General features: G+C 67.8%; 26 protein-coding genes. 16 read left to right on the forward strand and 10 right to left on the reverse strand.

What is annotated here, in order from left to right:
• Positions 1 to 9: 9 nt before the first annotated feature.
• From L5G28_RS08940 to L5G28_RS08950, 3 genes are all read right to left on the reverse strand, one after another.
• On the reverse strand, positions 10 to 822 hold the full coding sequence (locus tag L5G28_RS08940; RefSeq protein ID WP_237001216.1) for a mycofactocin-coupled SDR family oxidoreductase: 813 nt from the start codon (positions 820 to 822) through the stop codon (positions 10 to 12).
• 108 nt (positions 823 to 930) lie between these two features.
• Positions 931 to 1,971: a hypothetical protein gene (locus L5G28_RS08945; RefSeq protein WP_237001217.1), complete on the reverse strand. Its 1,041-nt coding sequence runs from the start codon at positions 1,969 to 1,971 to the stop codon at positions 931 to 933.
• Between the two features lie 34 nt (positions 1,972 to 2,005).
• Complete coding sequence (locus L5G28_RS08950; protein WP_237001218.1) at positions 2,006 to 2,569, reverse strand: HhH-GPD-type base excision DNA repair protein; 564 nt, start codon at positions 2,567 to 2,569, stop codon at positions 2,006 to 2,008.
• 32 nt (positions 2,570 to 2,601) lie between these two features.
• Between L5G28_RS08950 and L5G28_RS08955 the strand changes: the two genes are divergently transcribed.
• A complete protein-coding gene (locus L5G28_RS08955; protein WP_237001219.1) occupies positions 2,602 to 3,141 on the forward strand; it encodes a hypothetical protein in 540 nt (179 codons plus the stop codon).
• Positions 3,142 to 3,207: 66 nt separating this feature from the next.
• On the opposite strand, the gene L5G28_RS08960 is transcribed toward L5G28_RS08955, so the two are convergent.
• From L5G28_RS08960 to L5G28_RS08970, 3 genes are all read right to left on the reverse strand, one after another.
• Positions 3,208 to 4,422, reverse strand: a complete 1,215-nt coding sequence (locus tag L5G28_RS08960) for an alpha/beta hydrolase (RefSeq protein WP_237001220.1) — start codon at positions 4,420 to 4,422, stop codon at positions 3,208 to 3,210.
• A gap of 46 nt (positions 4,423 to 4,468) precedes the next feature.
• The gene (locus L5G28_RS08965) at positions 4,469 to 5,551 is read right to left on the reverse strand and encodes a hypothetical protein (RefSeq protein ID WP_237001221.1); all 1,083 of its coding nucleotides are present in this window, start codon (positions 5,549 to 5,551) and stop codon (positions 4,469 to 4,471) included.
• A gap of 186 nt (positions 5,552 to 5,737) precedes the next feature.
• A complete protein-coding gene (locus L5G28_RS08970) occupies positions 5,738 to 6,601 on the reverse strand; it encodes an Rv1157c family protein (protein ID WP_237001222.1) in 864 nt (287 codons plus the stop codon).
• 280 nt (positions 6,602 to 6,881) lie between these two features.
• On the opposite strand from L5G28_RS08970, the gene L5G28_RS08975 reads away from it, so the two are divergent.
• The 4 genes from L5G28_RS08975 to L5G28_RS08990 are packed head-to-tail and all read left to right on the forward strand — an operon-like array spanning position 6,882 to position 10,928.
• Complete coding sequence (locus L5G28_RS08975) at positions 6,882 to 7,892, forward strand: thiamine ABC transporter substrate-binding protein (RefSeq protein WP_237001283.1); 1,011 nt, start codon at positions 6,882 to 6,884, stop codon at positions 7,890 to 7,892.
• Positions 7,856 to 9,514 (forward strand): ABC transporter permease, encoded by a 1,659-nt coding sequence (locus L5G28_RS08980; RefSeq protein ID WP_237001223.1) that lies wholly within the window; start codon positions 7,856 to 7,858, stop codon positions 9,512 to 9,514. The genes L5G28_RS08975 and L5G28_RS08980 overlap by 37 nt, the downstream gene beginning before the upstream one ends.
• A complete protein-coding gene (locus tag L5G28_RS08985) occupies positions 9,508 to 10,527 on the forward strand; it encodes an ABC transporter ATP-binding protein (RefSeq protein WP_237001224.1) in 1,020 nt (339 codons plus the stop codon). The genes L5G28_RS08980 and L5G28_RS08985 overlap by 7 nt, the downstream gene beginning before the upstream one ends.
• On the forward strand, positions 10,524 to 10,928 hold the full coding sequence (locus tag L5G28_RS08990; protein ID WP_237001225.1) for a (deoxy)nucleoside triphosphate pyrophosphohydrolase: 405 nt from the start codon (positions 10,524 to 10,526) through the stop codon (positions 10,926 to 10,928). Before L5G28_RS08985 ends, L5G28_RS08990 begins: the two co-directional genes overlap by 4 nt.
• A 14-nt stretch (positions 10,929 to 10,942) precedes the next feature.
• On the opposite strand, the gene L5G28_RS08995 is transcribed toward L5G28_RS08990, so the two are convergent.
• Entirely contained in the window at positions 10,943 to 11,119 is a 177-nt protein-coding gene (locus L5G28_RS08995; protein ID WP_236999280.1) for a hypothetical protein, read from the reverse strand.
• Positions 11,120 to 11,233: 114 nt separating this feature from the next.
• On the opposite strand from L5G28_RS08995, the gene typA reads away from it, so the two are divergent.
• From typA to dapC, 7 genes are all read left to right on the forward strand, one after another.
• Positions 11,234 to 13,141 carry a translational GTPase TypA gene (gene typA, locus L5G28_RS09000; RefSeq protein WP_237001226.1) on the forward strand — a complete coding sequence of 636 codons (1,908 nt, stop codon included), beginning with the start codon at positions 11,234 to 11,236 and terminating at the stop codon, positions 13,139 to 13,141.
• A 34-nt stretch (positions 13,142 to 13,175) separates the two neighbouring features.
• Positions 13,176 to 15,110 carry an ABC transporter family substrate-binding protein gene (locus L5G28_RS09005; RefSeq protein WP_237001227.1) on the forward strand — a complete coding sequence of 645 codons (1,935 nt, stop codon included), beginning with the start codon at positions 13,176 to 13,178 and terminating at the stop codon, positions 15,108 to 15,110.
• Positions 15,107 to 15,979, forward strand: a complete 873-nt coding sequence (mshB, locus tag L5G28_RS09010; RefSeq protein WP_308191959.1) for an N-acetyl-1-D-myo-inositol-2-amino-2-deoxy-alpha-D-glucopyranoside deacetylase — start codon at positions 15,107 to 15,109, stop codon at positions 15,977 to 15,979. The genes L5G28_RS09005 and mshB overlap by 4 nt, the downstream gene beginning before the upstream one ends.
• Complete coding sequence (locus L5G28_RS09015; protein ID WP_237001228.1) at positions 15,976 to 16,329, forward strand: hypothetical protein; 354 nt, start codon at positions 15,976 to 15,978, stop codon at positions 16,327 to 16,329. Before mshB ends, L5G28_RS09015 begins: the two co-directional genes overlap by 4 nt.
• Positions 16,330 to 16,412: 83 nt before the next feature.
• The gene (locus L5G28_RS09020) at positions 16,413 to 19,055 is read left to right on the forward strand and encodes a bifunctional FO biosynthesis protein CofGH (protein ID WP_237001229.1); all 2,643 of its coding nucleotides are present in this window, start codon (positions 16,413 to 16,415) and stop codon (positions 19,053 to 19,055) included.
• Positions 19,056 to 19,230: 175 nt separating this feature from the next.
• Positions 19,231 to 19,557, forward strand: a complete 327-nt coding sequence (gene fdxA, locus L5G28_RS09025) for a ferredoxin (RefSeq protein ID WP_236999276.1) — start codon at positions 19,231 to 19,233, stop codon at positions 19,555 to 19,557.
• 7 nt (positions 19,558 to 19,564) lie between these two features.
• Complete coding sequence (gene dapC, locus L5G28_RS09030) at positions 19,565 to 20,671, forward strand: succinyldiaminopimelate transaminase (RefSeq protein ID WP_237001230.1); 1,107 nt, start codon at positions 19,565 to 19,567, stop codon at positions 20,669 to 20,671.
• A 36-nt stretch (positions 20,672 to 20,707) separates the two neighbouring features.
• Here the strand turns inward: dapC and L5G28_RS09035 are convergent, their stop codons facing one another.
• Together L5G28_RS09035 and dapD are read right to left on the reverse strand one after the other, a co-directional pair.
• Positions 20,708 to 21,661: an alpha/beta hydrolase gene (locus L5G28_RS09035; protein WP_237001285.1), complete on the reverse strand. Its 954-nt coding sequence runs from the start codon at positions 21,659 to 21,661 to the stop codon at positions 20,708 to 20,710.
• Positions 21,662 to 21,834: 173 nt separating this feature from the next.
• Positions 21,835 to 22,800, reverse strand: a complete 966-nt coding sequence (dapD, locus tag L5G28_RS09040; RefSeq protein ID WP_237001231.1) for a 2,3,4,5-tetrahydropyridine-2,6-dicarboxylate N-succinyltransferase — start codon at positions 22,798 to 22,800, stop codon at positions 21,835 to 21,837.
• A 45-nt stretch (positions 22,801 to 22,845) separates the two neighbouring features.
• Between dapD and dapE the strand changes: the two genes are divergently transcribed.
• A complete protein-coding gene (dapE, locus tag L5G28_RS09045; RefSeq protein ID WP_237001232.1) occupies positions 22,846 to 23,949 on the forward strand; it encodes a succinyl-diaminopimelate desuccinylase in 1,104 nt (367 codons plus the stop codon).
• Here the strand turns inward: dapE and L5G28_RS09050 are convergent.
• Positions 23,915 to 24,655, reverse strand: a complete 741-nt coding sequence (locus L5G28_RS09050; RefSeq protein ID WP_237001233.1) for a TetR/AcrR family transcriptional regulator — start codon at positions 24,653 to 24,655, stop codon at positions 23,915 to 23,917. The two genes, dapE and L5G28_RS09050, sit on opposite strands and share 35 nt — an antisense overlap.
• Positions 24,656 to 24,771: 116 nt before the next feature.
• On the opposite strand from L5G28_RS09050, the gene L5G28_RS09055 reads away from it, so the two are divergent.
• The 3 genes from L5G28_RS09055 to L5G28_RS09065 are packed head-to-tail and all read left to right on the forward strand — an operon-like array spanning position 24,772 to position 26,607.
• Positions 24,772 to 25,227, forward strand: coding sequence for a nitroreductase family deazaflavin-dependent oxidoreductase (locus L5G28_RS09055; protein ID WP_237001234.1), 456 nt, complete (start codon positions 24,772 to 24,774; stop codon positions 25,225 to 25,227).
• A 31-nt stretch (positions 25,228 to 25,258) separates the two neighbouring features.
• On the forward strand, positions 25,259 to 26,062 hold the full coding sequence (locus L5G28_RS09060) for a TIGR00730 family Rossman fold protein (RefSeq protein ID WP_237001235.1): 804 nt from the start codon (positions 25,259 to 25,261) through the stop codon (positions 26,060 to 26,062).
• Positions 26,059 to 26,607: an LOG family protein gene (locus L5G28_RS09065; RefSeq protein WP_236999269.1), complete on the forward strand. Its 549-nt coding sequence runs from the start codon at positions 26,059 to 26,061 to the stop codon at positions 26,605 to 26,607. The genes L5G28_RS09060 and L5G28_RS09065 overlap by 4 nt, the downstream gene beginning before the upstream one ends.
• Positions 26,608 to 26,643 lie beyond the last annotated feature (36 nt).

Here is a 26,643-nt window from a genome sequence, read left to right on the forward strand (position 1 = left end):
GTCGGGTGATCAGAAGTATTGGGCGCCGCCGTCGACCGATAGGTGCTCGGCGGTGATGAACGACGAATCGTCCGAGGCGAGGAAGGCCACGGCATCGGCGATCTGCTCCGACGACGCCGCGTACTCGTTGAGGAACGGGGTGCCCATCGGGGCCAGCCGCGGATTGGCCTGCATCGTCGACTCGATCCGGGACTGCATCTGGCCCGACCCCATCGGCGAGTCGACGGCCCCCGGATGGACGCTGTTCACCCGGATGTTGTGGGCACCCAGCTCCGCGGCGAACGCCCTCGTCATACCGGTCACCGCATGCTTGCTCGTCGTGTAGTGAACCATGAACGGCTGCATCTTCTTACCCGCGTACGAACTGATCAGGATGATCGAGCCCCGCCCGGTCGCGATCACATGGGGCGCCGTCGCCATCACCGTGTTCCACGTGCCCGTCACATTGATGTCGAGGGTGTCCTGAAAGATCTTCGGCGTCGACTCGTCCCACGTCGCAGGGATGCAGATACCGGCGTTGGCGACGACCACGTCGAGCCTGCCCCAGCGCTCGACAGCGTCGGACGCCAACGTCGTCAGCGCGTCCAGGTCGCGGACATCGCCCTGGACGAGCATTGACTCCCGGCCCTCGGCCGCCACGAGACGCTCAGTCTCCGCCAAGTCGTCGAGCGTCGCATGGTCGTACGGGATGCCGTCGATGGGGCCGGCGATGTCGATGCCGACGATGTGCGCGCCCTCGCGTGCGAGCCGCACCGCGTGTGCACGTCCCTGGCCGCGTGCCACTCCGGTCACCAGGGCCACACGGCCATCGAGTCGTTGCAATCTGATCAGTCTCCTCGGTCCGGGCGCGAGCGCCATCCGCCACGTCGACGACTAGTCAATCAGAACGCGGCGGTGCCGCGAGTGGAAACAACCGCTCAGCGGGAGGGGTCAGTCGAGCGGAGGGAGCTGCTCATACGATCCGCCGCCGTTGCCGCGGCCCGGTCCGCCGCGGGTCAACCGCTTCGGGAGACGTTCGGCGAGCCCGCCGATCGGCGCGACCGATGCGTTGAGCAGTTCGACGATGTCGTTGAGACGGTCGACGGTCTCCTGCATCGCCGCGAGGTTCGGGGGGAGCGACGCGAGCGTCGCGGACAGCTCGGTGAACTTGTCGAGCGGACCGCCCTCCTCGATGAGACGGTCCAGAGCACCACCCTCGCCCAGCAACTGGTCGAGCAGACCCTCGTCACTCGCGGCGCGGTCGAGGAGTCCGTCCTGTTTGGCGAGCTTCTCGAGTATTCCGTCCGGCGCGGTCAACTTGTCGACGATGCCGCCCTCCGAGGTGAGGCGCTCCAGGATGCCTTCGTTCTCGGTGAACTGGTCGACGACGCCGCCCTCGCGTGTGAGGCGGTCGAGCGGGCCGTCCTTGGCGGCGAGCCGCATCAGGATGCCGTTCTCGTCGGTCATCAGATCGAGGAAACCGCCTTCGGAGGTGAGGCGTTCGAGAATGCCTTCGTTCTCGGTGAACTGGTCGACGACACCGCCCTCGCGTGTGAGGCGGTCGAGCGGGCCGTCCTTGGCGGCGAGCCGCATCAGGATGCCGTTCTCGTCGGTCATCTGATCGAGGATGCCGCCCTGCTCGGTCAACTTCTCGAGCAGACCGTTCGGCGCGGTGAGTCGGTCGATGACGCCGCCCGGCTGGACCAAACGGTCGAGCGGGCCGCCGTTGGCCAGAAGTCTGCCGAACGGACGGTCCGGCCCGAGGAGGTCGGCCACTTGGCTGAGGATCGCGAGCGGGGCGCGCACCGACGCGACGCCTGCCTCCGGCTCGACGCCGAGGACCTCGTTCACCTCGGACTCGATGCTGCCGGCGGTCAGCCGTACGACGTTGATGACCGACTCGGCCGTACCGAGCACGACACCGGTCGTCGCGAATCCGACGCGGAACGGAAGACTGAGGACGTCGCGTGGATCGATCGGTGACCTGCTCATGCGCGAAAGTGTACCTGGCGGTTGCAGGAACTCGTCACTTCTTCGCAGCGGCTTTCGCGGCCTTCTTGAACTCGCGGACCTTGATCAGCGAGTCGCCGTCGACGACGTCGGCCACCGAGCGGAAACCCTTCTTGCCGTAGTCTCCGGTCACCGTCGTCCAACCGCTCGGCTTCACATCGAGTTGCTTCGCGAGGAGAGCGGTGAAGATCTTGGCCTTCTGCTCGCCGAAACCGGGAAGTGCTCGGATCCTGGCGAACAGGTCCTTCCCCGTCTTCGCGGTTGTCCAGATCGCCTCGGTGTCGCCGTCGTAGTCGGAGACGACCACTCGCGCCAACTCCTGGATGCGCCCGGCCATCGACCGTCCGTACCGGTGCACGGCCGGGGGAGTGGCACACAGATCGGCGAACACCTCCGGGTCGGCCGCCGCGATCGCCTCCGGATCGAGCGAGCCGAAACGCTCGGCGATCTTCGCCGGACCGGCGAACGCGCGCTCCATCGGGAACTGCTGATCCAACAGCATTCCCGTCAGGAGTGCGAAAGCGTCGGTGGACAGCAGTTCGTCTGCGACCGGGTCTTGAGCAATCTGCAGATTCGCCATGACGACATGGTAAGCGGTGGCACACTGGCCGCATGCGCGAACAGGGGCTCAAGCGGGATGCACACATGTCGGTCATCAGACGCGGCGCGGTGGCGTTGTCGGCTACCGCCCTCGCGGGCGCCGGCATCGTCGCCGCGACGCCCGACGCCACGGCGGCTCCGTGGGTCGGGGAGCACTACGTGAAGACGATCCGGTGCTCGGTCGCCGACCCGTGGCCTGCGCCGCGGATCCCCGTATCGATCGACCTCTACAGCGGTATCAAGTTTCCGTCCGACGGCCTGCCCGGCCCGGCGATCTCGTTGCGGGCCAACGACCCTCGCTCGGGAGGCCAGTGGGGCAACGTCACCGAGTACACGATCTCCACGACGGTGAAGTGGAAGAACCTCCGGACCGGGCGCAGCGGGAAGGTGACCGTTCCCACGCGCGCCACCCACTACCAGTGGGAGGCCGTCGTTCACCCGGGCAAGGGGCCGGTGCGTTTGACGATCAAACAGAAGGTCGGTGCGCTCGCCTGGGTTCCGATGGTCAACCCGCAGTACCGGACGTGCACGACCACCTCGCCCAGTTGGTGAAGGCCCAGTCGGCGAAGGGCTAGTTGGTGAAGGGCTAGTCGGTGAGTGTGAGGGTGCTGCGCTGATTCAGAAGAGCTTCTTCAAGAACGCGGTGAGCGCAGTCTTCTCCTGGTGATCGGCGTCCTTTACATCGCCCGTCAGGTAGGTCTTCGCTGACACCTTGTTGCTCGCGAGTTGCGCGGTCGTCAGGTACTGGAGGCTGGCCGGGACGTCGGTGTCGTCGTCTACCAGCTTCTGGCTCAACATGATCGGACGGCTGAAACCGCTCGACGGCAAGGCGAGCTGCGTGCGTAGGTCTGAGGTCAACGTCCGCTCCGACGAGATCGGCTTACGCACCAGGTCCGCGACGTTCGACGATCCGACCGCTTTGGTGAGGGCCGGCTCGCACAGCTTCTTCGCCTTGGTGACGAGTTCGCGCCCACGCGTCGACAGCAGCGGGGCGATCTCGTCGGACGGCAGCGACGACAGGGTGTAGACGACGTCGGCGACAGTCGACGGCGACACCTTCGCCGATTGCGGGCTCAGGCCGGTCACCACGTCGGCGTAGCCGACGGGGAGGGTGGTCGCCGTGGCGCCGCGGAAGTCCAGTTTCGCCGACCCGGACTTCGACGCGGTCCTCGCGAGATCGACGGCGACAGCGGCTCCCTGTCCGTCGCCGACCGCAGCCCAGCGCGACGACAACGACGGCTCGACGTCGAGGGCGGCCCGCACCGCATCGGTCACGCCCTTCGCGGCGACCGAGTAGTCGACGTACTGCGGGGAACCGTCGGTGCCGATCACCGAGTAGTCAGGGACGACCACCGCGTAGTCCTCGCGCAGCAGGTCGGACACGGCGCCGGTGTCGCGAGCGACTCGTGCCTGGGTGGGTCCGCAGTCTTCGGAGACCCCGTCGGCGTCGTGGGCGTATGCGACGACCGGCCAACCGGCCGCCGGAGCCTTGCCTTTCGGAGTCAGCACGACGGCCGTCGTCAAGTGTGTGCGGTCGTCGCTGCCCTGCGTCCAGAAGCTGTACTGCTGACCGTTCGCGGCGCCGGTCACGAGGCTGTCGTCGGCGATGGGTCTGCTCGCGAACACCGAGCCTGCGGTCTGGCCACCGCGCGCCGTCTCGCCTGCGGCCTGTTCGGGGTCGGCGAACGCCTGGGTGGTGCAGACTCCGGCGCCGATGAGTCCGGCCGCCACGGCGACGGCTCCGACCGCGACCGTCGGACGCGACGTGAGCGCACGGCGTTTCGGCCGTCCGGGGCCGGGGGTTGCGACGATGCGGCGGGGTTGCGCGGTCATGGAGGTGTCCTCGAGTCTTCTGCGGTGAACGTGGCGTTCGGCTGGGTCAGTCATTGGTGACTGCGCCCAGGGCGGGGAGGAAGTAGCAGGTGCGCCCGCCGGTCGTCGTGGTGCCGAAGACGGCAGACAGAACCGTGCCCTCACCGGTCGACGCACGTGCCATGCGGATCCCGTGGAATCCGTCGGCGGCGGCGAGTGCCTTCAACAGCGGGCCCGCGGACTTGTCGTCGCCGAGGGGCTTGAGTGCTTCCATCCCACCCTGCATCGTCGACGTGTTGAACCACGCGACCTGGAGGTTGGCTGAGTCGGGCTTGGACGGCGGAACCAACGCGTACGCTGTCTCACCGTCGTCGACGGCCTGCAGGGCCTTCGATGCGTTCGGGTCCACGAGCTTCAGGAGATTGTCGGCTCCGGTGCCGCGCAGCAGGTTCGCCAGGGCGGAGTCCTTAGCGACGGGCCACGGACCGGGCGCGGCGACGGCGGGCGCCGTCACGATGCCGAGCGGGTTGTCGTCGGTCGGGGCGGCGCAGAACGGCGCGATCGCGGGGGAGAGCATCTGGGTTCCGGTGAGCTTCTCGAGCGTCGCGATCACATTGCCGCTGCCTGCCTTCTCCGCGGCGGGCGTCGTCGCGGTGCCCGACACCGGACTGGGCGCAGTCGCATTCGGATCAGGCACGTTTGGATCCGTCGCGTTCGGATCGGTCGCGTTCGGATCGGTCGCGTTCGGATCGGTCTGCAGGAGCGAGTCGAGTGCGTCGGGGTTGATGCCGAAGCTGGTCAACAGTCCGGACGGGTCGATCTGTCCTTCCGAGCCGAGGATCGACGAGAGCGCGCCGATCGCCGATTCGTCGCCGCCGGACTGTTTGAGAGCGCGCAGAAGTTCTGCGAGCTCGGCGTCGCCGGGGATGCCGGAGAGAGTCGGGGTCTCGCCTTCGGGCGTGGCTGGCGCGGTGGGGGTGGCTGGCGCGCTGGGAGTGGCTGGCGCGGTGGGCGTGGCTGGCGCGGTGGGAGTGGTGGGACTTGTCGTCTCAGGTTCTGCGGTCGCGTGCCCGGGAGCGCCGAGGGCGACTGCCAATGCGGCTGCTGCGCCGACGATTCCGATCCGAACCGAGCTTCTGACGACGGCCACTGGCTTCCTCCACAACTGCTGAGTCGCCACACGAGCATTGTTGCTGGTGTGACAGATGGTGTTGGAGTTAATAGTGGTGCGGTCGGTGGGCGAAACTCAAGGAGCGAGTCCGAGTTGTGACATTGCCGCGACACGACAGTGCCCTCCGGGTGGGACCCGGAGGGCACTGATCGTCGCGGTCTGGGGTCAGATGATCGCGGTGCCGATGGTCGGCGCGATCATGCACGAGATGGTGCGACCCTTGGTCTTGGTGGTCACTTCGCCGTAGACGGTCGAGACGATGCGGCCACGGCCGGTCTTCGCGATACCGGTGAAGGTGCCCGGACCCTTGGTGGCGTTGATCTTCGCATTCGGCTTCAGTGTGGTCTGTCCGGTGCGACCGTTCTCCAGGTTCAGCCAGGAGACGTAGAGTCGGTGGGCCGACGACGCCTTCGCCGGGCCGGTGCCGAGGCTCGTGTAGACGAATCCGGCCTGACCACGCTTCGGTCCGGGAGCGGGGGCCGACTGCGGGCCCGCGGTCGCCAGCGCCATGCCGACCGAGTTGCCGTTGCCGGGCATGCAGCCGAAGCCGAGTGTCGGGTACAGGAACTGCTGGATACGCGGCTTCTTCGGCCCGGTCGGGATGTTCGGCGCGTCCTTGTCCTTGGCTGCGTCGCGCTTGGCCGCCGGAATGGCGCCCGCGGCGACGGCCTGCTGCTTGCCGGGCTCGCCGAGGAAGTCGATGAGGCTGCGCCAGGTGGCTCCGGCCTGCTTCGGGACGGCCGGATTGTCGGCGAGGGAGCGCGCATGGTCGAGCAGCGCGGTGTCGACCTTGCCGTTCTCGTCGCGTGTGGCGACCGAGCCGAGCAGCGCAGGGGCGAAGGTGCCGAGTGATTTGAGGATCTCGGGGTCGACGTCGGGCGCCTTGTCGGGGAGCGGAATGGTCTGCTCGGACGGCGTCTCGGCAGTGGTGGCGGGCTCGGCGTGCGCCGTGGCCGGGGCGATGAGAGCGCCGGTCACCGCGAATGCGGCGACGAGCGTGGCGGTGCGGCTGATGCGCGCGAATCGCACTGCGGATCCAATCGGTAGATGGGACGGACGGTGACGCGAGTCTAACGCGAACACCATGAAACTACTGAGGCTGGTGTGAAAATTGTTATCCGTGTGAAACATGGGGTGACGGTGGCGTCATCGAGCACCGGTAGCCTCGAAACATCTGCCGTCTCCTGGTTAGATTCGTCAGAGTTAGATTCGTCAGGGACCGGTGCGCCGTTACGGCGGACAGCACGCCGCAGAGACCGCAGGAGACCACCGAGTGGAGAACCTTGCAGTGAAACGCAGAGCGCAGACGATGCGTCGGCTACTGGCGGTCGGCGTCGTCGCCGTCGTCGCCGCCAGTTCGTTCGCGTGTACGTCGTCCGACGGCGCCGACGAGGTGAATCTGCTGACCCACGACTCGTTCGAACTCCCGCAGAATCTGCTCGACAAGTTTCAGGACGAGACCGGACTCAAACTGAACATCGTGCGGTCCGGAGACGCCGGACAGCTGTCGTCGGTGGTGTCACTGACTCCGGGATCGCCTAAGGGTGACGCCGTGTTCGGCATCGACAACACCTTCGCCGCCCGGCCGATCGATGCGGGGGCGCTGGAGCCGTACACATCGCCCCTCGCGAAGAACGGCGCAGCCGACTATGCGGTGGGCCCTCACCCCGGCCAGCTGACGGCGGTCGACCGCGGCGACGTCTGCGTCAACGTCGACGAAGCGTGGTTCGACAGCAACCGACTCGAGCCGCCGACCAGCATCGACGACCTGGTCGACCCCGAGTACCGCGACCTGACGGTGCTGATGGACCCGGCGACGTCGTCGCCCGGCATGAGCTTCTTGCTGTCGACCGTCGGCCGCTACGGGAAGAAGGCCCCGGACTACTGGCGCGCACTGAGCGGCAACGGCGCGCAGGTCGTGGCGGGCTGGGAGATCGCCTACAACCAAGTCTTCAGTGCCGGAGAGGGGCACGGCGACAAGCCGATCGTCGTCTCGTACGCGTCGAGTCCGGCCGCGACGCCGGGCACCCACGCCATCCTCGACAGCTGCTTCGCGCAGATCGAGTACGTCGGCGTGCTCAAGGGCGCGCGCAATGTGGAGGGCGCGAAGAAGGCCGTCGACTTCCTACTCAGTCCCGAGGTGCAGGCCGCGCTGCCGACCTCGATGTACGTGTATCCCGTCCAGAAGGGTGTTCAGCTGCCCTTCTCCTGGCGTCAGCGAGCGCCGGCCCCAGCGTGGACCGTGCGCATGGACCCCGACTACATCAACAAGAACCGTGAGGAATGGCTCACGCAGTGGCGCGAGACGGTGAAACGCTGAGCTTTCGCTCGCGCGGAGCGTTCGGCCTGGCGCGTGGGTTCGGTGCGCTCGTTCCGCTCGTATTCACGGCTGTCGTGTTCGCGTGGCCGCTCGGCGTTCTAGTGATGCGTGCCTTCGACGACGACGACGCGACCACGCTCACCCAGTCGTGGTCGCGGACCGGGGCGCTGGGCCTGCTGGGCGTCACCGCGTTGCAGGCGGCGGTGTCGGCGGTGGCGGCGCTCGTCGTGGCTGCGCCGATCGTCTGGCTGCTGTCCAGGGCGAAGCTCCCGGGAACGAGCCTGCTTCGGGTGATCGTCACGCTGCCATTCGTGCTGCCGACCGTCGTCGTCGGTGTCGCCTTCCGCGCCGTGTTCGACGGTCCGCTCGCGTTCCTCGGCGTCGAACAGGGGTGGACGTCGATCATCGCGGCGCACACGTTCCTCAACGTCGCCGTCGTCGTGCGGGTGGTCTCGGCAGCCTGGCAACGGGTGGATCCGCGGCAGGTCGCGGCCGCCCGCGCGCTCGGGGCGTCGCCGACCAGGGCGTTCCTCGACGTCGTCGCGCCCCGACTGCTGCCCGCTGTTGCGGCTGCATTCGCGCTGATCTTCCTGTTCTGCTCCACCAGTTACGGTGTCGTCGTGATCCTGGGCGGCGGCACCGCACGCACCCTGGAGACGGAGATTTACCTGCAGGGCATCGGTTACGCGAGACTGCCCGATGCCGTCGCGCTGTCGGTGCTGCAGATCGGCGTGGTGTTGGCGGCGCTCGCCGTGGCGCGACTGCTCGGATCGGCTCGCGTACCGCAGAGCGGGACGACCTCGCACGCCGAGCGTCCCCGTGGCATCGGGTGGATCGCGGTGATCGCCGTCCTCGGGTGGATCGGTGTGTGGCTGGTGCTTCCGATCGCGACGCTCGTGGTCCGATCGTTGCGTCCCGGTGGACACTGGGGTCTGGTCGGCTATCGGGCGATGTTCGACGACACCTACGGCGAGTCGGCCGTCGCGTCCCTGCGGTATTCGGTGACCAGCGCCTTGCTGGCGACAGCGATCGCTGTCGTCGTCGGACTGCTCACCGCGGCCACGCTGACCAGAGGCGGTGGATTGGTGGCCCGCGCCGGCGCAGTCCTGGCGATCCTGCCGTTGGGGATCAGCGCGGTCACCCTCGGATTCGGGTACACGCTGGCGTTGGCCGAACTGCCCTACGAGGTGGCGGCGTCGCCGCTGATCGTCCCGTGCGTGCAGGCGTTGATCGCGATCCCGGTGGTCGTCGGCGTCATGGTGCCCGCCCTCGAACAAGTGCCCCAGCGGCTGCGGGACGCGGCCGCGACACTCGGTGCTCGGGGCCCACGCGTGTTCGTCACCGTCGACCTTCGGCTCACCGCGAAGTCGTTGGCCGCGGCCGCCGCGTTCGCGTTCGTGATGGCGATCGGCGAGTTCGGTGCGACGACGTTCCTGGCCCGGGCCAACACGACGACGCTGCCGGTCCTCATCGGCTCACTGATGGGTCGACCCGGCGCCGACAACTACGCGGCAGCGATGGCCGCGTCCGTCCTGCTCGTCGCGGTGAGTGCGGTGGTCGTCGCCGCCGTCGAGTTCGCGGCGCGCACGAGAACCGGTGACAGGAGGCGCAAGCGGTGCTGACTCTGCGTGATGTGTCGGTCCGATACGGGTCCGATGAGGTGGTGCACGGCGTCGACTGGGAGGTCGGCGGCGATGCGCTCGTGACGGCGTTGCTCGGGCCGTCAGGGTGCGGAAAGTCGACGCTGCTGCGTGCGATCGCCGGTCTCGAGCCCGTGGCGTCGGGGACGGTCGCATTCGACGGCGTGGACCTACATGCGATCCCGGTGCACCGCAGGGATTTCGGGGTCGTCTTCCAGGACGGCCAGCTGTTCCCGGGGCGCACCGTCGGGCAGAACATCGCGTACGGCCTGGCGCGCCGCGGCGTCTCGCGTGCGCAGGCTCGGCAGCGGGTCGCCGAGTTGCTCGATCTCGTCCAACTGCCGGGTGCGGCGGACCGACGGGTCACCGAACTGTCCGGCGGGCAGGCACAACGGGTCGCAGTGGCGCGAGCGCTGGCTCCGCGGCCGCGTCTACTGCTCCTCGACGAGCCGCTCGCGGCCCTCGACCGCAGACTCCGCGACGACCTCGCCGTCGCGATCACGGACATCGTGCGCGACTCCGGCACCCCGACCGTGGTCGTGACCCACGACCACGGCGAAGCCGCGATGATGGCGGACGTCGTCAGCGTGATGCGCGCCGGATCGATCGTCGACACAGCGGCGCCGCAACGACTCTGGCGCCGTCCCGCGAACGAGTGGGTGGCGCGGTTCCTCGGCGCCACCGACATCGTCGACGGCGTCATCGGTTCGGCTGCGCTCGCGACGGCGTTCGGCGCGATCGAGATCGACGCCGATCTCGCGGACGCCCCCGCAGGCCCGTGCCGCGCCGCGCTGCGTCCCGACTCGCTCCGGGCCGACCGCGACGACGCGGGGCGTGCCGTCGTCACCCGTTCGGCACCGCTGATCGGCACCTGGCGGGTGCAGGCGGTCATCGACGGCCGGGCCGTCGACGCGGTGTCCGATACCGCTGTCGCCGTCGGCGATCGCGTGTCACTCACGCCGATGCCCGAACGGATCGGCGTGGTCCGGGGATGAGCGGGAGGACCGTGGTGGCGGGCGCGATCTACGCCGACGACGGGCGCCTGCTGCTGGCGCAGCGCGCGTATCCACCGGAACTCGCCGGGCTCTGGGAACTGCCCGGCGGGAAGGTCGAACCCGGCGAAACGCTCGATCAGGCGCTCGTGCGTGAACTGTGTGAGGAATTAAACGTCGACGTCCGAGTCGGTGTGCGGCTCGAGGTGTCGGTTCGCCTGAAACCGGGGCTGGACATGGTTGCCGTCCGCGCCCGGATCGTCGCAGGCATCCCGGACACGACCGAGCATCTCGACCTCCGCTGGGTGGACGCCGACATGTTGAACGCGATGGACTCGCGCGGAGAGATCGTGCCGAATGATCGGGCGTGGATTCCGGAACTGCTCGCTGACCTGCGTGAATAGTGGGCGATCGGCGCTCAGGCCGCACGCGCCTTCTTCAGTGCCTTGGTGGCCTTCTTCTTCGACATCGAGTCGCAGTCGATCTTGCTCATGCGGTGGATGACGACCGGGCAGCGCAGACACCGCGTCGATTTGCGGCAGCACTTCTTCTTCGGCTTCATACTCGCGACTCGGGCGGGATCCTTCTTCCCCATGCGTCGAGTTTAGCTCAGCCTAACCACATCGACCTAACGGTGAAATCGCTTCCGACGGGACCGTGCCGCTACCCTTACAGGGTTAAAAGTCCGGGCCCGATGAAAGAGACCTTAGTGAGCGCAGTCCCCAACTTCCGCAACGTCGCGATCGTGGCGCACGTCGACCACGGCAAGACCACCTTGGTCGACGCGATGCTGCGTCAGTCCGGTGTGTTCGGTGAACGAGCCGAACTCGTCGACCGCGTCATGGACTCCGGTGACCTCGAACGCGAGAAGGGCATCACCATTCTCGCGAAGAACACCGCCGTGCACCGCCGTCAGCCCGACGGCTCCGAGTACGTCATCAACGTCATCGACACCCCCGGTCACGCCGACTTCGGCGGTGAGGTGGAGCGTGCGCTGTCGATGGTCGACGGTGTCGTTCTCCTCGTGGACGCGTCGGAGGGGCCGCTTCCGCAGACCCGCTTCGTGCTCCGCAAGGCACTCGCCGCGTCGCTGCCGGTGATCCTGGTCGTCAACAAGACCGACCGGCCCGACGCACGCATCGGCGACATCGTCACCGAGTCGCAGGACCTCCTGCTCGACTTGGCGTCCGACCTCGAAGACGAGGCCGCCGAAGCCGCCGAACTCGCACTGGAGCTTCCGGTGCTGTTCGCGTCCGGTCGCGCGGGTATCGCCAGCACCGTGCAGCCCGCCAACGGCGACGTGCCCGCGGGGGAGAACCTCGATCCGCTCTTCGATGTGCTGATCAACAGCGTTCCCGCACCGAAGGGCGACGTCGACGCGCCGCTGCAGGCACACGTCACCAACCTCGACGCGTCGCCGTTCCTCGGCCGTCTCGGCCTGGTCCGCATCCACAACGGCACCCTCCGCAAGGGGCAGCAGGTGTCGTGGTGCCGCGACGTCGACGGCGAACCGGTCATCGAGAAGGCCAAGATCACCGAACTCCTGGTGACCCTCGGTGTGGACCGCGCGCCCGCCGAGGTCGCCGTCGCCGGTGACATCGTCGCAGTCGCGGGTATGTCGGAGATCATGATCGGCGACACCCTCGCCGACCCGGAGAATCCGATTCCGCTCCCGCGCATCTCGGTCGACGAACCCGCCATCTCGGCGATCGTCGGCACCAACACCGCACCGCTCGCGGGCCGCGTGAAGGGGCACAAGCTCACCGCGCGCATGGTCAAGGACCGTCTCGACAGCGAGCTCATCGGCAACGTGTCCCTCCGCGTGCTGGACATCGACCGCCCCGACGCGTGGGAGGTGCAGGCTCGCGGTGAGCTCGCGCTCGCCATTCTCGTCGAGCAGATGCGTCGCGAAGGCTTCGAACTGACCGTCGGCAAGCCGCAGGTCGTCACCCGCAAGGTCGACGGTAAGACGTACGAGCCGTTCGAGCATCTGACGATCGACGTTCCCGAGGAGTACCTGGGCGCCGTCACTCAGCTGCTGGCCGCCCGCAAGGGCCGCATGGACCAGATGAACAACCACGGCAGTGGCTGGGTGCGCATGGAGTTCGAGGTGCCCTCACGCGGCCTCATCGGTTTCCGTACCGACTTCATGACCGAGACGCGCGGCACCGGCATCGCCAACGCCGTGTTCGCCGAGTACGGCCCGTGGGCGGGCGAGATCCGCGCCCGCCACACCGGGTCGCTCGTCTCCGACCGTGCAGGCAGCGTCACCCCGTTCGCGATGATCCAGCTCGCCGACCGCGGCACGTTCTTCGTCGACCCGGGCGACGACACCTACGAGGGCCAGGTCGTCGGCATCAACCCGCGGATGGAAGACCTTGACATCAACGTCACCCGCGAGAAGAAGCTCACGAACATGCGTCAGTCGTCGGCCGACGTCATGGAGACACTCGCCAAGCCGATGGTCCTCGACCTCGAAGCCGCGATGGAGTTCTGTGCCGCCGACGAGTGCGTCGAGGTGACGCCCGAGGTGGTGCGCGTGCGTAAGCTGCACCTGGATGCCTCGACTCGTGCGCGTGAGCGCTCACGCGCCAAGGCACGCGACCAGAACTCGTAAACCGGGCAGGGTTTGTGATCGGAAAGGTGCGTGGATGACCGGCACGGGAGGTTCGGTGCTGCGTTCTGCAGACGGTTTCCGGCGTTCTGCAGGTCTGCGACGCGTCGCCGCGCTGGCCGTGGTCGGCGTCGTCGGATTCGGGTCGACCGCGTGCATGGCCGATCCTCCGCCGCCGGTCCGGGAGACGCTCCCGACGACGACGCCGAACGAGTACCCGGACGAACGCACCGTGTACGTGGCGACCGACTCCATCGGGTCGGGGTTCAATCCGCACATCGGATCGGACCTCGGCTCGGTGACGACGGCGGTCGCCGCGCTCACCCTGCCGAGTGCGTTCCTGCCGGTGCAGACCGACGACGGCGTCCAGTGGCAGCGCAACGACGCTCTGCTCACGTCGGCGGAGGTCACGTCGACCGACCCGTTCGAGGTGACGTACAAGATCGTCGACGACGCGCAGTGGTCGGACGGGCTGCCGGTGACCGGCGACGATTTCGCCTATCTGTGGCAGCAGATGTCACGGCAGCCGAACGTCGTCGGGGCCGCAGGCTACCGAGCGGTCAAGAATGTGGAGACCGGCAGCGGCGGCAAAGTCGTCACCGTGACCTTCGCTCAGCCGTACACGGCGTGGCGTGAACTCTTCACATCGCTGCTACCCAGCCACAGCCTCCGGTCCGAGCAGGCCGGCTTCCAGACCGGGCTGGACAACGGGAAACCGGTGACAGCCGGACCTTTCGCGATCTATTCGATCGATCGGTCGCGCGACGAGGTGCGGTTGATCCGTAACGACCGCTATTGGCGCAAGCCGCCCGAAATCGACCAGGTCGTCTTGCGCCGCGCCGGTACCGCGCCGCAGATGGCGCAGACAATCCGCAACGGCGACTCGACGATGGTGTCGTTGACCGCGGGCCCGGCGTCGGCAGCCGAAGTCGGGGCCATCCCCGGAGTCACGACGATCCGTCGTCCGATGACCCGCGGCCTGACCGTCAACATCAACACGCGGTCGCAGACGATGACTTCGCTGCCGTTGCGCCGAGCGATTCTCGGGATGCTCGACAGTGGACTCATCCGGGCCGCGGCGGCAGGCGACACCGTGGTGACGCCGTTCGCGAACACTGTGTACGCCCCGTCCAACCACGGTTACCGCGCGGTCGATCGCGCCCGTCAGTCGCCGCGCGAGGTGCTGGAACTGTTGGCCTCGGTCGGTTACCGTCCCGGTGTCCCCGCGCCGGAACCGCCTCCCGCCCCGGTGACGTCCGGTGAGTCGACGACCCCACCGTCGACGTCGACGCCTGCGCCGAGCGACGTCCCGGGTCTGCCGTCCGGGGTCGCCCCGATCAGCAAGGACGGCGACGATCTCGTGGTGCGGATAGGCGCGGTCAACTCGGACGAACAGATCATGTCGTCGGCCGAGACCATCGCCGACCAGTTACGGGCCTCCGGTGTCCGGGCGGTGGTGCAGGGAATGTCGAACACCGAACTGTACGGAGCGGCGTTGCTCAACGCCCGGGTCGACCTGGTGGTCGGCTGGACCGGGATGGGCGGCGACCCGGCGACGTCACTGGCCTCCCAAGTGGGCTGTGAACCGCCGACGGCCGGCACCGAGGCAGGCGAGCACACCGAGGACGCCGAGGGCGACGGTGACGCAGACGAAAGCGTTCTGCCGACGAAGCCGAGCGCCTCGTCGACGAGTCGGGCTCCGGCGGGAGGCAGCCTCAGCTCGTACACCGGGAACATCTCGGGGCTGTGTGATCCGGAGCTGATGTCCCTGGCCACCGAAGCGATGAGCTCGGACGATCCGGCACCCTATTTGACTCAGGCGGAGACGGTCCTGGCCGATCAGGCCGTCTATCTGCCCATCTACCAGGATTCGGTGTTCGGTGCCGCCACCGACAAGATCGTCGGTGTGTCTCTCGATGGTGCGCCGCAGGTTGGTGTGTTCGGCGACGCCGTCCGCTGGGGTCTCCGGTGACCGGCGGCGGGCGCCTGCGCCTGCTCCTCCTGCATGCGCACCCGGACGACGAATCGATCATGACCGGGGGAGTCATCGCCCGCTACCTCGCCGAAGGCGTCGACGTCCGCGTCGTCACGTTCACCCTCGGTGAGGAAGGCGAGGTGATCGGCGACCGGTGGGCCCAGCTCGTCGCGGACGGCGGAGCCGACCAATTGGGCGGGTACCGGATCGGCGAGCTCACGGCCGCGCTCGCAGCGGTGACGCCGGACGGGGCGACGCCGCCGGAGCCGCGATTCCTCGGGGGAGCGGGCAGGTGGCGCGATTCGGGGATGGCCGGGACGCCGTCGGCCGAACACCCGCGTGCTCTGTTCCAGGCGTCGCAGGCCGATCTCGTGGCCGCGGTGCGCGCCGAGCTCGATGCGTTCGAGCCGCATGTCGTGGTCACCTACGACGAGGCGGGCACCTACGGCCATCCCGACCACAAGAGAGTTCACGAGGTCTCGGTGGCGGCGCTCGCCGAGTCGGCGGCGCAGACCGGATTCCCGCGCAAGGTGTACGAGTCGGTGACCCGACGTTCGACGCTCGACGCGGGCCTCGCGTCGATCGGCGAACTGCCGGACGGCTGGCGGATGCCGGAGCCCGGCGAGCTGCCGAGCTACCCGGACGAGACGATCACGGCCTCAGTGGACGTCTCCGCGGTACTCGACCATAAGGTCGCGGCGCTCGCCGCCCACGCCACCCAGGTGATCGTGGCGCCGACGCGGACCGAGTACGCGCTGTCGAACCTCATCGCGCAACCGGTGTCGCCGGTCGAACACTTCATCCGCACGGATGCGGGGCCGCGCGTCGGCGGTGTCGAGGCTGACCTGTTCGAGGGACTGCGATGAGCGTCGGCGACCGGGTCGAACTCGGCGTCCTCACCGTGTGCGGATTCGTCCTCGCGATTCTGACGGTGTTCTTCCTGAACGTCCGGATCGGCGCGGTGCCGGTCCCGTTCACCGTGGTCGTCGCCGCGATCGGCACGACGCTGCTTCTGCGACTCACGTCGGCGATCACCGAGTCGTCGTGGCGGTACGCACCGCTCATCGTGTGGACGGCTGTCGTCCTCGTCGCTGCGGTCCCGGGGATCAACAGCAACGGTCCGCTCATCGGCGACTGGCGCGTGCTGCTGCTGCTCCTCTGCGGGCTCGGCGTCCCGGCCGCCACGACTTACATGTCCCGGCTGAACAACCTGTAGGCGCCGGGCCGGCCGAGGCGTTCGGTCCACCGAGACCCCCGCCCGAAAACCACGCTCGCGAAGTCGTGTCTACCATCGAACAGGTGACGTCTTCTGAATCGGCAATCGGAGTCTCGGCTCCTTCGCCCTCGGCGATCCGGCGCGCGCTGCGCCGAGCGTCCGATGCGACCGCGCTCAACGTCGATGAGGCGGCAGTCTTGTTGGCCGCACGCGGCGACGACCTGACTGCTCTCTTCGAGGCTGCGTCGCGGGTTCGCGACGCGGGCCTCGAAGCGGAGGGGCGAGCCAAACAGGTGACGTATTCGCGCAAGGTCTTCATACCGTTGACGCACCTGTGCCGCGACCGGTGCCATTACTGCACGTTCGTGACGGTGCCCGGCAAGCTCAAGCGTGCGGGCCGCGGCATGTTCTTGGAACTCGACGAGGTCGTCGCGATCGCGCGGGACGGTGCCGCACTCGGGTGCAAGGAAGCGCTGTTCACTCTGGGCGACCGTCCGGAGGAGCGGTGGCCGGAGGCCGCCCAGTGGCTGGACGAGCGCGGCTACGACTCGACGCTCGACTATGTTCGCGCCGCGTCGATCCGGGTCTTGGAGGAGACCGGTCTGCTCCCGCATCTGAACCCCGGCGTCATGAGTTGGGAGGAGATCAACCGACTCAAGCCGGTGGCTCCGAGCATGGGCATGATGTTGGAGACGAGTGCCCGCCGACTGTTCACCGACAAGGGGGAATGCCATTACGGCAGCCCCGACAAGGATCCGGTGGTCCGCGAACGCGTCTTGACCGACGCCGGCCGGCTGTCGGTGCCGTTCACGACGGGCATCCTCGTCGGCATCGGCGAGACGTTGACCGAGCGCGCCGAATCGATCTTCATGATCCGTAAGGCGCACAAGGCGTTCGGCCATATCCAAGAAGTGATCGTGCAGAATTTCCGCGCGAAGCCCGATACGGCGATGGGGGCGTCGCCCGATGCGGAGATGTCGGAGTTCTTGGCTGCGGTGGCCGTGGCACGGCTGGTGATGGGGCCGCGTATGCGGATTCAGGCCCCGCCGAATCTGGTGTCGGCCGACGAGTGTCGAGCATTGATCGCGGCGGGCGTCGACGATTGGGGTGGCGTCTCGCCGTTGACGCCGGACCATGTGAATCCGGAACGTCCGTGGCCCAACTTGGATTCGCTCGCGGAGATCACCGCGTCGACCGGGTACACGCTGACCGAGCGGTCGGCGGCGCAGCCCCGGTATGTGCTCGCGGGGTCGCCGTGGATCGACCCGCGCATCGCGCGGCATGTCGCCGCCGTCACCGATCCGGTCACGGGTCTCGCCGTCGACGTGCGTCCGGAGGGGATGCCGTGGCAGGAGCCCGACGAGGAGTGGACGTCGAGCGGCCGAGTGGACTTGAACACGGAGATCGACACGGACGGTCGCAACAGCGACACGCGCAGTGACATCGACAACGCGTTCGGCGATTGGGACACGATCCGGGAGCAGGTGCTTGCGCTGGGCGCCGGGAGCGAAGCGAGCGGGCCCGTGGGGCTGGGCGCCGGGAGCGAAGCGAGCGGGCCCGAGCGTTTGGGCGCCGGGAGCGAAGCGAGCGGGCCCGAGCGTTTACAATCTGATCTCGCTGCGGCGCTGCGGCATGCCGAGAACGATCCGGCTGGGCTCTCGGACGACGAGTATCTCGCGCTCGCGACTGCCGACGGACCGGGTTTGGATGCCCTTGCGGCGCTGGCTGATTCGATTCGTCGGGATGTGGTCGGCGACGACGTCACCTATGTGGTGAATCGGAACATCAACTTCACGAACATCTGTTACACGGGCTGCCGGTTCTGTGCGTTCGCGCAGCGTAAGGGTGACGACGACGCGTTCACGCTGTCGACCACGGAGGTCGGCGATCGGGCGTGGGAGGCGCACGTCGCGGGTGCGACCGAGATCTGTATGCAGGGCGGTATCGATCCCGAATTGCCGGTGACCGGTTACGCGGACCTGGTGCGCGCCATCAAGGAGCGGGTGCCGTCAATGCACGTGCATGCGTTCAGCCCGATGGAGGTTGTCAACGGCGCGTCGCGCGGTGGCGAATCGGTCCGTGACTGGTTGACGGCGTTGCGCGAGGCTGGACTCGACTCCATCCCCGGCACGGCCGCGGAGATCCTCGACGACGAGGTCCGGTGGATTCTCACGAAGGGCAAGTTGCCGACGTCGGCGTGGATCGATGTGGTCACGACGGCGCACGAGGTGGGCCTGCCGTCGAGTTCGACGATGATGTACGGGCACGTGGATTCGCCGCGGCACTGGGTCGGCCACTTGAACGTGCTGCGCGGGATCCAGGACCGCACTGGCGGATTCACCGAGTTCGTCCTGTTGCCGTTCGTGCACCAGTCGTCGCCGCTGTATCTGGCCGGGGCGTCGCGGCCCGGACCGACACAGCGGGATAACCGCGCCGCGCACGCGTTGTCCCGCATCATGCTGCATGGCCGCATCGACAACATCCAGACGAGTTGGGTCAAGCTCGGCGTCGACGGTACTCGGGCGATGCTTCGCGGCGGCGCGAACGATCTCGGCGGCACCTTGATGGAGGAGACCATTTCGCGGATGGCGGGCAGTCAGCACGGTTCGGAGAAGACTGTCGAGGAGTTGCACGACATCGTCGACGGGATCGGGCGGACGCCGCGCCAGCGGTTGACCGATTATCGTCCGGCTCCGGCTCCCATGATGAGCGTAGGGCTCGGCTGATTTCCTGGCGATTTCGGTAGGTGAGCAAAAATCAGCCCAGGTCAGGGTGCGCTGATTCGGGCGGCGGAGTTCAGTCCCGATAGTCTGTATCGGTGCGGCTGCGATGCCGCCCCGGCATGCGTAGACGATGCGATCAGCCCTCGTGTCGTCGCGGAGAACGAGAAGGAGAAGCGACGTGACTTACATCATCGCGGAGCCGTGTGTTGATGTCCTGGACCGTGCGTGCGTCGAAGAGTGTCCGGTCGACTGCATCTACGAAGGCGGCCGGATGCTGTACATCCAGCCAGACGAATGCGTCGATTGCGGTGCGTGCGAGCCGGTCTGTCCGGTCGAGGCCATCTTCTACGAGGATGATGTGCCCGACGAGTGGGAACCGTATGTGAGTGCGAACGTCGATTTCTTCGACGAGTTGGGGTCGCCGGGCGGCGCGAGCAAGGTCGGGAAGACGCCGTACGACCCGCCGTTCATCAAGAATCTGCCTCCGATGGGCGAAGAGGACTGATTCGACCGTGAGCCGTCTCCGTCCGATCAGTGCCGGGCTCCCGGACTTTCCGTGGGACACGATCTCCGCGGCGAAGGCGGCGGCTGCGTCGCACGTCGGCGGGATCGTCGACATGTCTGTCGGCACACCGATGGACCCCGTCGACTCGTTGATCCGTGATGCGCTCGCCGCGTCGTCGGAGTTCCCGGGATATCCGGCGACCGTCGGGCCTCTCGCGCTGCGTGAGGCGGCGGTCGGTGCGCTGGATCGGCGGTTCGGGGTCACCGGTCTCGACGAGTCGTCGATTCTGCCGGTGATCGGCACCAAGGAGGCGATCGCGGGTCTGCCGGCGCAACTCGGGGTGCCTGCGGGCGACACCGTCGTGATCCCGGAGGTCGCGTACCCGACGTACGAGGTCGGCGCACTTCTGGCGGGTGCGACGCCGCGTCGAGCCGATCGGATCGCCGACTACGGCGACCGCGTACCGACGCTGATCTTCCTGAACAGTCCGTCGAATCCGACCGGTGCGGTCGCGTCTGCCGAGGAACTGCGGAGCGTTGTCGAGTGGGCGCGTGCGCACGGCAGCGTCGTCGTGTCGGACGAGTGCTATCTGGGTCTGACGTGGGAGGGTTCGGCGCTCTCGGTGCTGCACCCGAGTGTGTGCGGCGGTGACCACACCGGTCTGATCGCGGTTCATTCGCTGTCGAAGGTGTCGAATCTCGCCTCGTATCGCGCGGGGTTCCTCGCTGGTGACCGCGCGCTGATCGCCGAACTGCTCGCTGTCCGTAAACACGCAGGCATGATCGTGCCGTTCCCGATTCAGGGGGCTACGATCGCGGCGTTGAACGACGACGTCCACGTCGATGCGCAGCGTGAGCGGTACCGGGTGCGTCGCGCCAAGTTGAAAGCCGCCGTCGAGGGCGCCGGATTCACCGTCGACCATTCGGAGGCGGGTCTGTACCTGTGGATCTCGCGCGGCGACGATTCCCGTGCGACGCTCGACTGGTTCGCGTCGCGCGGCATCCTCGTCGCGCCGGGCGACTTCTACGGTCCGGCGGGTTCGAAGCACGTTCGGATGGCGTTGACTGCCACCGACGAACGCGTCGATGCGGCCGTCGACCGCCTCGCACCGTAGTTATACCGGCCTGTGACAGTCACCGTCCTGTCACAGTCACCGGCCTGTCACCTTCCCGGCGAAGTCGGCGACGGCGTCGACCAGTTGGTCCAGCCCGGGCTGCTCCAGCGGATAGTGTCCGGCGTTCTCCAGCATCACCGTCTCGACCGGTACCCGGGTGATCCGGTCCACGAACGGCTGCGACATGGACAGCGGCGACCACCGGTCGGCCGCCGGCCGGGTCAGGAGGATCGGGCAGACGTCGAACTCGTCGGGGGCGATGTCGGCCTCGTAGTTGAGATAGGAGTCGAGGAACGCGACCGTCGCGAGGTTGCCCGCCGACGTGCGGTCGGCGTAGCACGCCTTCTTCGCGGCTCGATCGTTGACGAGCGCCCGCATCTTGGACACCGCCCTCATCGGCACGCGGACGCGCCGCGCGGGCGTCTGGGCGAGCGCCTTCATCACGCTCGCGCCGACGAATCCGGTCGCCGGTTCGATCGCGGTCCCGATCCGGACGGCCCGCGAGGACTGGTCGAGGAATGTCATGCCGACGACACCGGCGACCTGTCGGTTGACGGACGCGATGTGGAAAGCCTCCATCCCGCCCGCCGACAGACCGTAGAGGACGATGGGGCGATCGTCGTCGGCACGTTCGGCGTCGACGAGATCGGAGCCGATGCGCACCCAGTCGTCGTAGGTGACGACGGCGCCCGGCGCGACCTGCGTCACGCCGAAGGTCGGCATGTCGATGGCGATGGTCTCGAATCCTCGCTCGGCGAGCGGACGGCCGAGAATCGTCGACATCTGGCGACCGTTGGTACCGACTCCGTGGAACGCGATGACCTTCACTGCGGCGTCCGGGTTCCGATAGGTGTCGAGGTGGATGTGGTGGCCGTCGTGCTCCCACCATTCTTCGTCGGGGACGGTCTCGTCGGTGAGTCGGTACTTATTCGGCAGGAAATCCGCGATTGTGCGCCACTCCGGCTGGTCGGCGTAGCTCGTGCGAGGCAGGCTCATGCCATGTGAGTCTGAGCCGGGGCAGTGGTCCAGTCAACGCTCGCGACGCCACCAATCCTGTGACGTGAGACACCTCCGCTGAACTGTAAAGATCGACCCGCTCACGACCCTCCGAGGGCATAGTGCCCTCGGAGGCGGGTGAGCGGGTCGATTCTTGCGGCAGTTCGTCAGTTGTTGGCGTGCAGCGCCTCGTTGAGTTCGATGCCGTCGCCTTCTTTCGCGGTGACCTCGACGGCCCCGGTGGTGCTGTTGCGGCGGAACAGGAGGTTCGAGCGGCCCGCCAGCTCACGGGCCTTGACGACCGATCCGTCCGGGCCGGTCACCTTGGTGCCCGCGGTGAGATAGAGGCCTGCTTCGATGACGCAGTCGTCGCCGAGTGGGATTCCGCAGCCGGCGTTCGCGCCGAGTAGGCAGCGCTGGCCGATGGCGATGATCTCCTTGCCGCCGCCGGAGAGGGTGCCCATGGTGGACGCGCCGCCGCCGATGTCGGAGCCGTCGCCGACGACGACGCCTGCGGAGATGCGGCCTTCGACCATCGATGTGCCGAGAGTGCCTGCGTTGAAGTTGACGAATCCCTCGTGCATCACGGTGGTTCCCGGCGACAGGTGGGCGCCGAGACGGACGCGGTCGGCGTCGCCGATCCGAACGCCTGCGGGGGCGACGTAGTCGACCATCCGCGGGAACTTGTCGACGGAGGTGACCGTCACGTGGCCGCGGGCGCGCAGACGGAGACGAGTTCGCTCGAAACCGTCGACGGCGCACGGACCGAAGTTGGTCCAGACGACGTTCGCCAGGAGCGCGAACTGACCTTCGAGGCTGAGGCCGTGCGGCTGGACGAGGCAGTGCGACAGCAGGTGCAGGCGAAGGTAGACGTCGTGGGCGTCGACCGGTGCGACGGACAGGTCGGCGATGACGGTCTTCACGGCGATCGTCTTGACGTTGCGGGCCTCGTCGACGCCGACGAGCGGACGCAGGTCGGCCGGGATGTCGTCGCCGGTCAGCTCGGTGGATCCGGTGACGCCGGGGGCCGGGTCGAGTTCGGGGGTCGGGTACCACGTGTCGAGGACGGCCACCCGGCCGTCGTTCTCCCACACGGTGGCGATTCCAATGGCAGCAGCACCTTGAATAGTCACGTCGGCAAGTCTAACCGTGGCCGTTGCGGCCTACGATGGTTCCCTGTGAGCACTCCGAGCCTGAACCTGTCCGCCGACCCGATCGATCTGACGGCGGCTCTCGTCGACCTCCCGAGCGTGAGTCGAGACGAGACGTTGATCGCGGACGCCGTCGAACGGGCGCTCCGCGAGCAGACGGCCGGTTTCGAGGTGGTCCGCCACGGAAACTGTGTCCTGGCACGCACCGATCGCGGACTCGACTCCCGGGTGATCCTCGCCGGGCACCTCGACACCGTGCCGATCATCGACAATGTGCCGTCGCGGCGCACCGTCACCGACGACGAGGGCGACGTGCTGCACGGTTGCGGGTCGGTCGACATGAAGTCCGGCGACGCCGTCTTCCTGCATCTGGCCGCCACACTGGACGATCCGGCGCACGACATCACGTTGATCTTCTACGACTGCGAGGAGATCGCGGCCGAATTCAACGGTCTCGGGGCCATCGAGCGGGAACTGCCCGACTGGCTGGTCGGGGACGTCGCTATCCTCGGCGAACCGACCGCGGGCCTGATCGAAGCGGGGTGCCAGGGGACGCTCCGCGTGCGGTTCACGGCGACCGGGACGCGCGCTCATTCGGCGCGCGCATGGATGGGCGACAACGCGATTCACAAGATCGGCGGTCTCCTCACGACTCTCGCCGCGTATGAGCCGCGACGCGTCGACATCGACGGCTGCGAGTACCGCGAAGGCCTGTCGGCGGTGGCCGTGCACGGTGGCGTCGCAGGCAACGTGATCCCCGATGAGGTGTATGTCGACGTCAACTTCCGCTTCGCCCCGGATCGCAGTCCGGAGCAGGCGTTCACCCATGTCCGCGAGGTGTTCGCCGACGACCTCGCCTCGGGTGCGGTGACCGCCGAGATCACCGATTCGGCCGCGGGCGCGCTGCCGGGCCTCGCGCATCCCGCTGCGGCGGCCCTCGTCGAGGCGGCGCACGGGAGGTTCCGCGCCAAGTACGGCTGGACCGACGTCTCACGGTTCGCGGCACTGGGCATTCCCGCCGTGAACCTCGGGCCCGGCGACCCGAGTCTCGCGCACCGCGTCGACGAACGAGTCCCCGTCGAGCAGATCACGACCGTCACCCAGACGTTGCGGGCCTACCTCTCGCGCTGACCCCCTGTCGCCCGAACAGCAATCCGCCGCCGAGGTCGACCACGCCTGCCCACACGTCGTCGGGTCGATCGGTGATCGTCCCCATCTGTTCGAACAGTTCCGAGGCGATCGAGCCGAGGAGCAGATTCCAGACCACCAGTGTGCGGGCGAGCGCGTCCGCTGTCAGGGTCAGACCGGCGACCTCGTCGGACGCTGCGGTCGCCGACAGCGCGGCAGCGGCGGCGCGTTGTCGTGACGCGTGTGTGCCGTCGACGGCGGGAACCTCGGCGTCGGCGGCGATCGCGCCGAACGTCAGGATCGGCCGGGTCCCGGCGCGGACCGTCGTCTCCCGGGGCGCGTGGTAGCCGGGCACCGGTGACCCGTAGAGGAGCGTGTACTCGCTCGGATGGGCGATAGCCCACGCGCGCAACGCATTCGCGAACGCTTCGAATCGCGACCGGGGAGTGGAGCGGTCGGCGACGGCAGCGTCCAGGGTGTCACCGAGGTCGTCGTATGCGTCGACGATCAGGACGGTCAGCAGGTCGTCACGGTCGCGGACATAGCGGTACAGCGACGACGGCGTCCGGCCCATGTCCCGCGCGACGGCGCGCAACGAGAGCGCGGCGGCGCCGTGCTGGGCGAGGTGTCTGCGGCCGACATCGCGGAGATCGGCTTCGATGCCTGCGCGTCTGCGGGCCCGGATGCCGGGGGTGTGATCAGTGGTCATCGGACCCATCGTCGCACGCCCACAGAAAAGAGAACAGTGTTCTTGATTATTGTGGGCGGTCGACTTACGGTAAAGAAGAGAACACTGTTCACGTTTGCTGTTCGAAGGAGACTGACATGAACGACACGACCGCCGCCGATCGCTACATCGAGCCGACTGGACGACTGGGATTCGCACTGAACAAGCTGGTGGGGAGTCTGGCGCGCATCGGTTTCGCGCCGAGCGGTTGCTACGACCTGCAGGTGCCGGGTCGGGTGAGCGGGGAGTTGAGAACGACGCCGGTCAACGTCCTCGACCTCGACGGTGTGCGATACCTCGTCTCCGCGCGAGGTCGGACCCAGTGGGTGCGGAACGTCCGAGCCGGGGGAGAGGTCACGCTCCGGCGCGGCCGCCGCAGCGAAGCGGTGACGCTCGTCGAACTCGACGACGACCGCAAACCGGAACTCATCCGTGCCTACCTGACGCGGTGGGCGTGGCAGGTGGCGGCCTTCGACGAAGGCCTCGCGCCCGATTCGACCGACGCGGAGATCCTGGACGCGGCACCGGGCATGCCGGTGTTCGAGGTGCGCTGACCTGTTCCCGGGTGTTGGTACCGTTTTCGCCATGGCAGACGATGCGCGCGAGGCGCAGTCCAGTCCCGGCGACATCCCCCACGTGGACGTTCAGGTTCGACACGTCGGAGCGGCGCAGGTGAGGCTGCCCGGTGACGCCGAACAGGTGCCGACCGACCGCGGCCTGCTCGAGTGGGTCGATCCGCGCGATCCGACTCGCGCTGCGCACCGCACCGTCCGCGACTCCTGGCGAGTGCTGCGCATCCAGTCCGAGTTCGTGTCCGGGTTCGACGCCCTCGAGAACGTCGCCGAAGCGGTCACCGTGTTCGGATCCGCGCGCGACAAGCCTGGCTCGCCCGGCTACGAGCGGGCCGTCGAACTGGGCAGGCTGCTCGGCGAGGCCGGCTTCGCCGTCATCACCGGTGGCGGTCCCGGCGCGATGGAAGCCACCAACAAGGGGGCCTACGAGGCAGGCGCCCCGTCGATCGGCCTGAACATCGAGCTGCCCTTCGAGCAGCACATGAACCCGTACCTGACGTTGGGCATGAACTTCCGCTACTTCTTCGTCCGCAAGACGATGTTCGTCAAGTACGCGCAGGCATTCATCTGTCTGCCCGGCGGTTTCGGCACGCTCGATGAACTGTCCGAGGCCTTGACCCTCGTCCAGACCGGCAAGGTTCTGCGGTTCCCGATCGTTCTCGTCGGACGCGAGTTCTGGGGGCCGCTCGTCGACTGGATCACGACCACCCTCGCCGACGAAGGCAAGATCTCCCCCGACGACCTCGACCTCGTGACGCTCGTCGACACCCCAGCCGAAGCCGTTCAAGCCGTGTGCGACAAAGCGGTCCGTTCGTGAGCGCGGACCAGCCCGCGATCTGCGTCTACTGTGCGTCCGGCGCGGTCGACGAGCAGTACCTGCGTCTGGCCGCCGACCTCGGCACCGGGTTGGCTCGCGCGGGCCTTGCCCTGGTCTCCGGCGGCGGCAACGTCTCGATGATGGGCAGCATCGCCCGCGCGACCCGCACCGCGGGCGGGCGGACCATCGGCGTCATCCCGGAACATCTGATGGCAAAAGAAGTCGCCGACCTCGACGCCGACGAGCTGATCGTCACCGACACCATGCGCGAACGCAAACGGATCATGGAGGAGCGCTCCGATGGATTCGTCACGCTCCCCGGCGGCATCGGGACGCTCGAAGAGTTCTTCGAGACGTGGACCGGCGGCTACCTCGGCGAGCACGACAAGCCGGTCGTCATCGTCAACCTCGACGGCTTCTACGATCCGCTGCTCGAGTGGCTGCACGAACTGAAGGCCCGCGGATTCGTCTCCGGATACGCGCTTGACCGGCTCATCGTCGTCGACACGGCGGCCGACGCGATAACACAACTGACTCGACGGTAGGGTGGCGGCATTCACATGTCGGTGCGGAGAGTGGAG

It is taken from the genome of Gordonia liuliyuniae (assembly GCF_021739025.1).
Taxonomy (GTDB): domain Bacteria; phylum Actinomycetota; class Actinomycetes; order Mycobacteriales; family Mycobacteriaceae; genus Gordonia; species Gordonia liuliyuniae.

What these genes read in the sequence shown, in the direction of transcription:
- L5G28_RS08955 (WP_237001219.1), top strand. Translation starts at nt 2,602, where the DNA reads ATGCGCGAACAGGGGCTCAAGCGGGATGCACACATGTCGGTCATCAGA.
- L5G28_RS09050 (WP_237001233.1), bottom strand. Translation starts at nt 24,655, where the DNA reads ATGACCACTGATCACACCCCCGGCATCCGGGCCCGCAGACGCGCAGGC.
- L5G28_RS09055 (WP_237001234.1), top strand. Translation starts at nt 24,772, where the DNA reads ATGAACGACACGACCGCCGCCGATCGCTACATCGAGCCGACTGGACGA.
- L5G28_RS08995 (WP_236999280.1), bottom strand. Translation starts at nt 11,119, where the DNA reads ATGGGGAAGAAGGATCCCGCCCGAGTCGCGAGTATGAAGCCGAAGAAG.
- L5G28_RS08950 (WP_237001218.1), bottom strand. Translation starts at nt 2,569, where the DNA reads ATGGCGAATCTGCAGATTGCTCAAGACCCGGTCGCAGACGAACTGCTG.
- L5G28_RS08945 (WP_237001217.1), bottom strand. Translation starts at nt 1,971, where the DNA reads ATGAGCAGGTCACCGATCGATCCACGCGACGTCCTCAGTCTTCCGTTC.
- L5G28_RS09005 (WP_237001227.1), top strand. Translation starts at nt 13,176, where the DNA reads ATGACCGGCACGGGAGGTTCGGTGCTGCGTTCTGCAGACGGTTTCCGG.
- L5G28_RS08960 (WP_237001220.1), bottom strand. Translation starts at nt 4,422, where the DNA reads ATGACCGCGCAACCCCGCCGCATCGTCGCAACCCCCGGCCCCGGACGG.
- L5G28_RS08980 (WP_237001223.1), top strand. Translation starts at nt 7,856, where the DNA reads ATGGCTCACGCAGTGGCGCGAGACGGTGAAACGCTGAGCTTTCGCTCG.
- L5G28_RS09015 (WP_237001228.1), top strand. Translation starts at nt 15,976, where the DNA reads ATGAGCGTCGGCGACCGGGTCGAACTCGGCGTCCTCACCGTGTGCGGA.
- L5G28_RS08990 (WP_237001225.1), top strand. Translation starts at nt 10,524, where the DNA reads ATGAGCGGGAGGACCGTGGTGGCGGGCGCGATCTACGCCGACGACGGG.
- L5G28_RS08975 (WP_237001283.1), top strand. Translation starts at nt 6,882, where the DNA reads ATGCGTCGGCTACTGGCGGTCGGCGTCGTCGCCGTCGTCGCCGCCAGT.
- L5G28_RS09060 (WP_237001235.1), top strand. Translation starts at nt 25,259, where the DNA reads ATGGCAGACGATGCGCGCGAGGCGCAGTCCAGTCCCGGCGACATCCCC.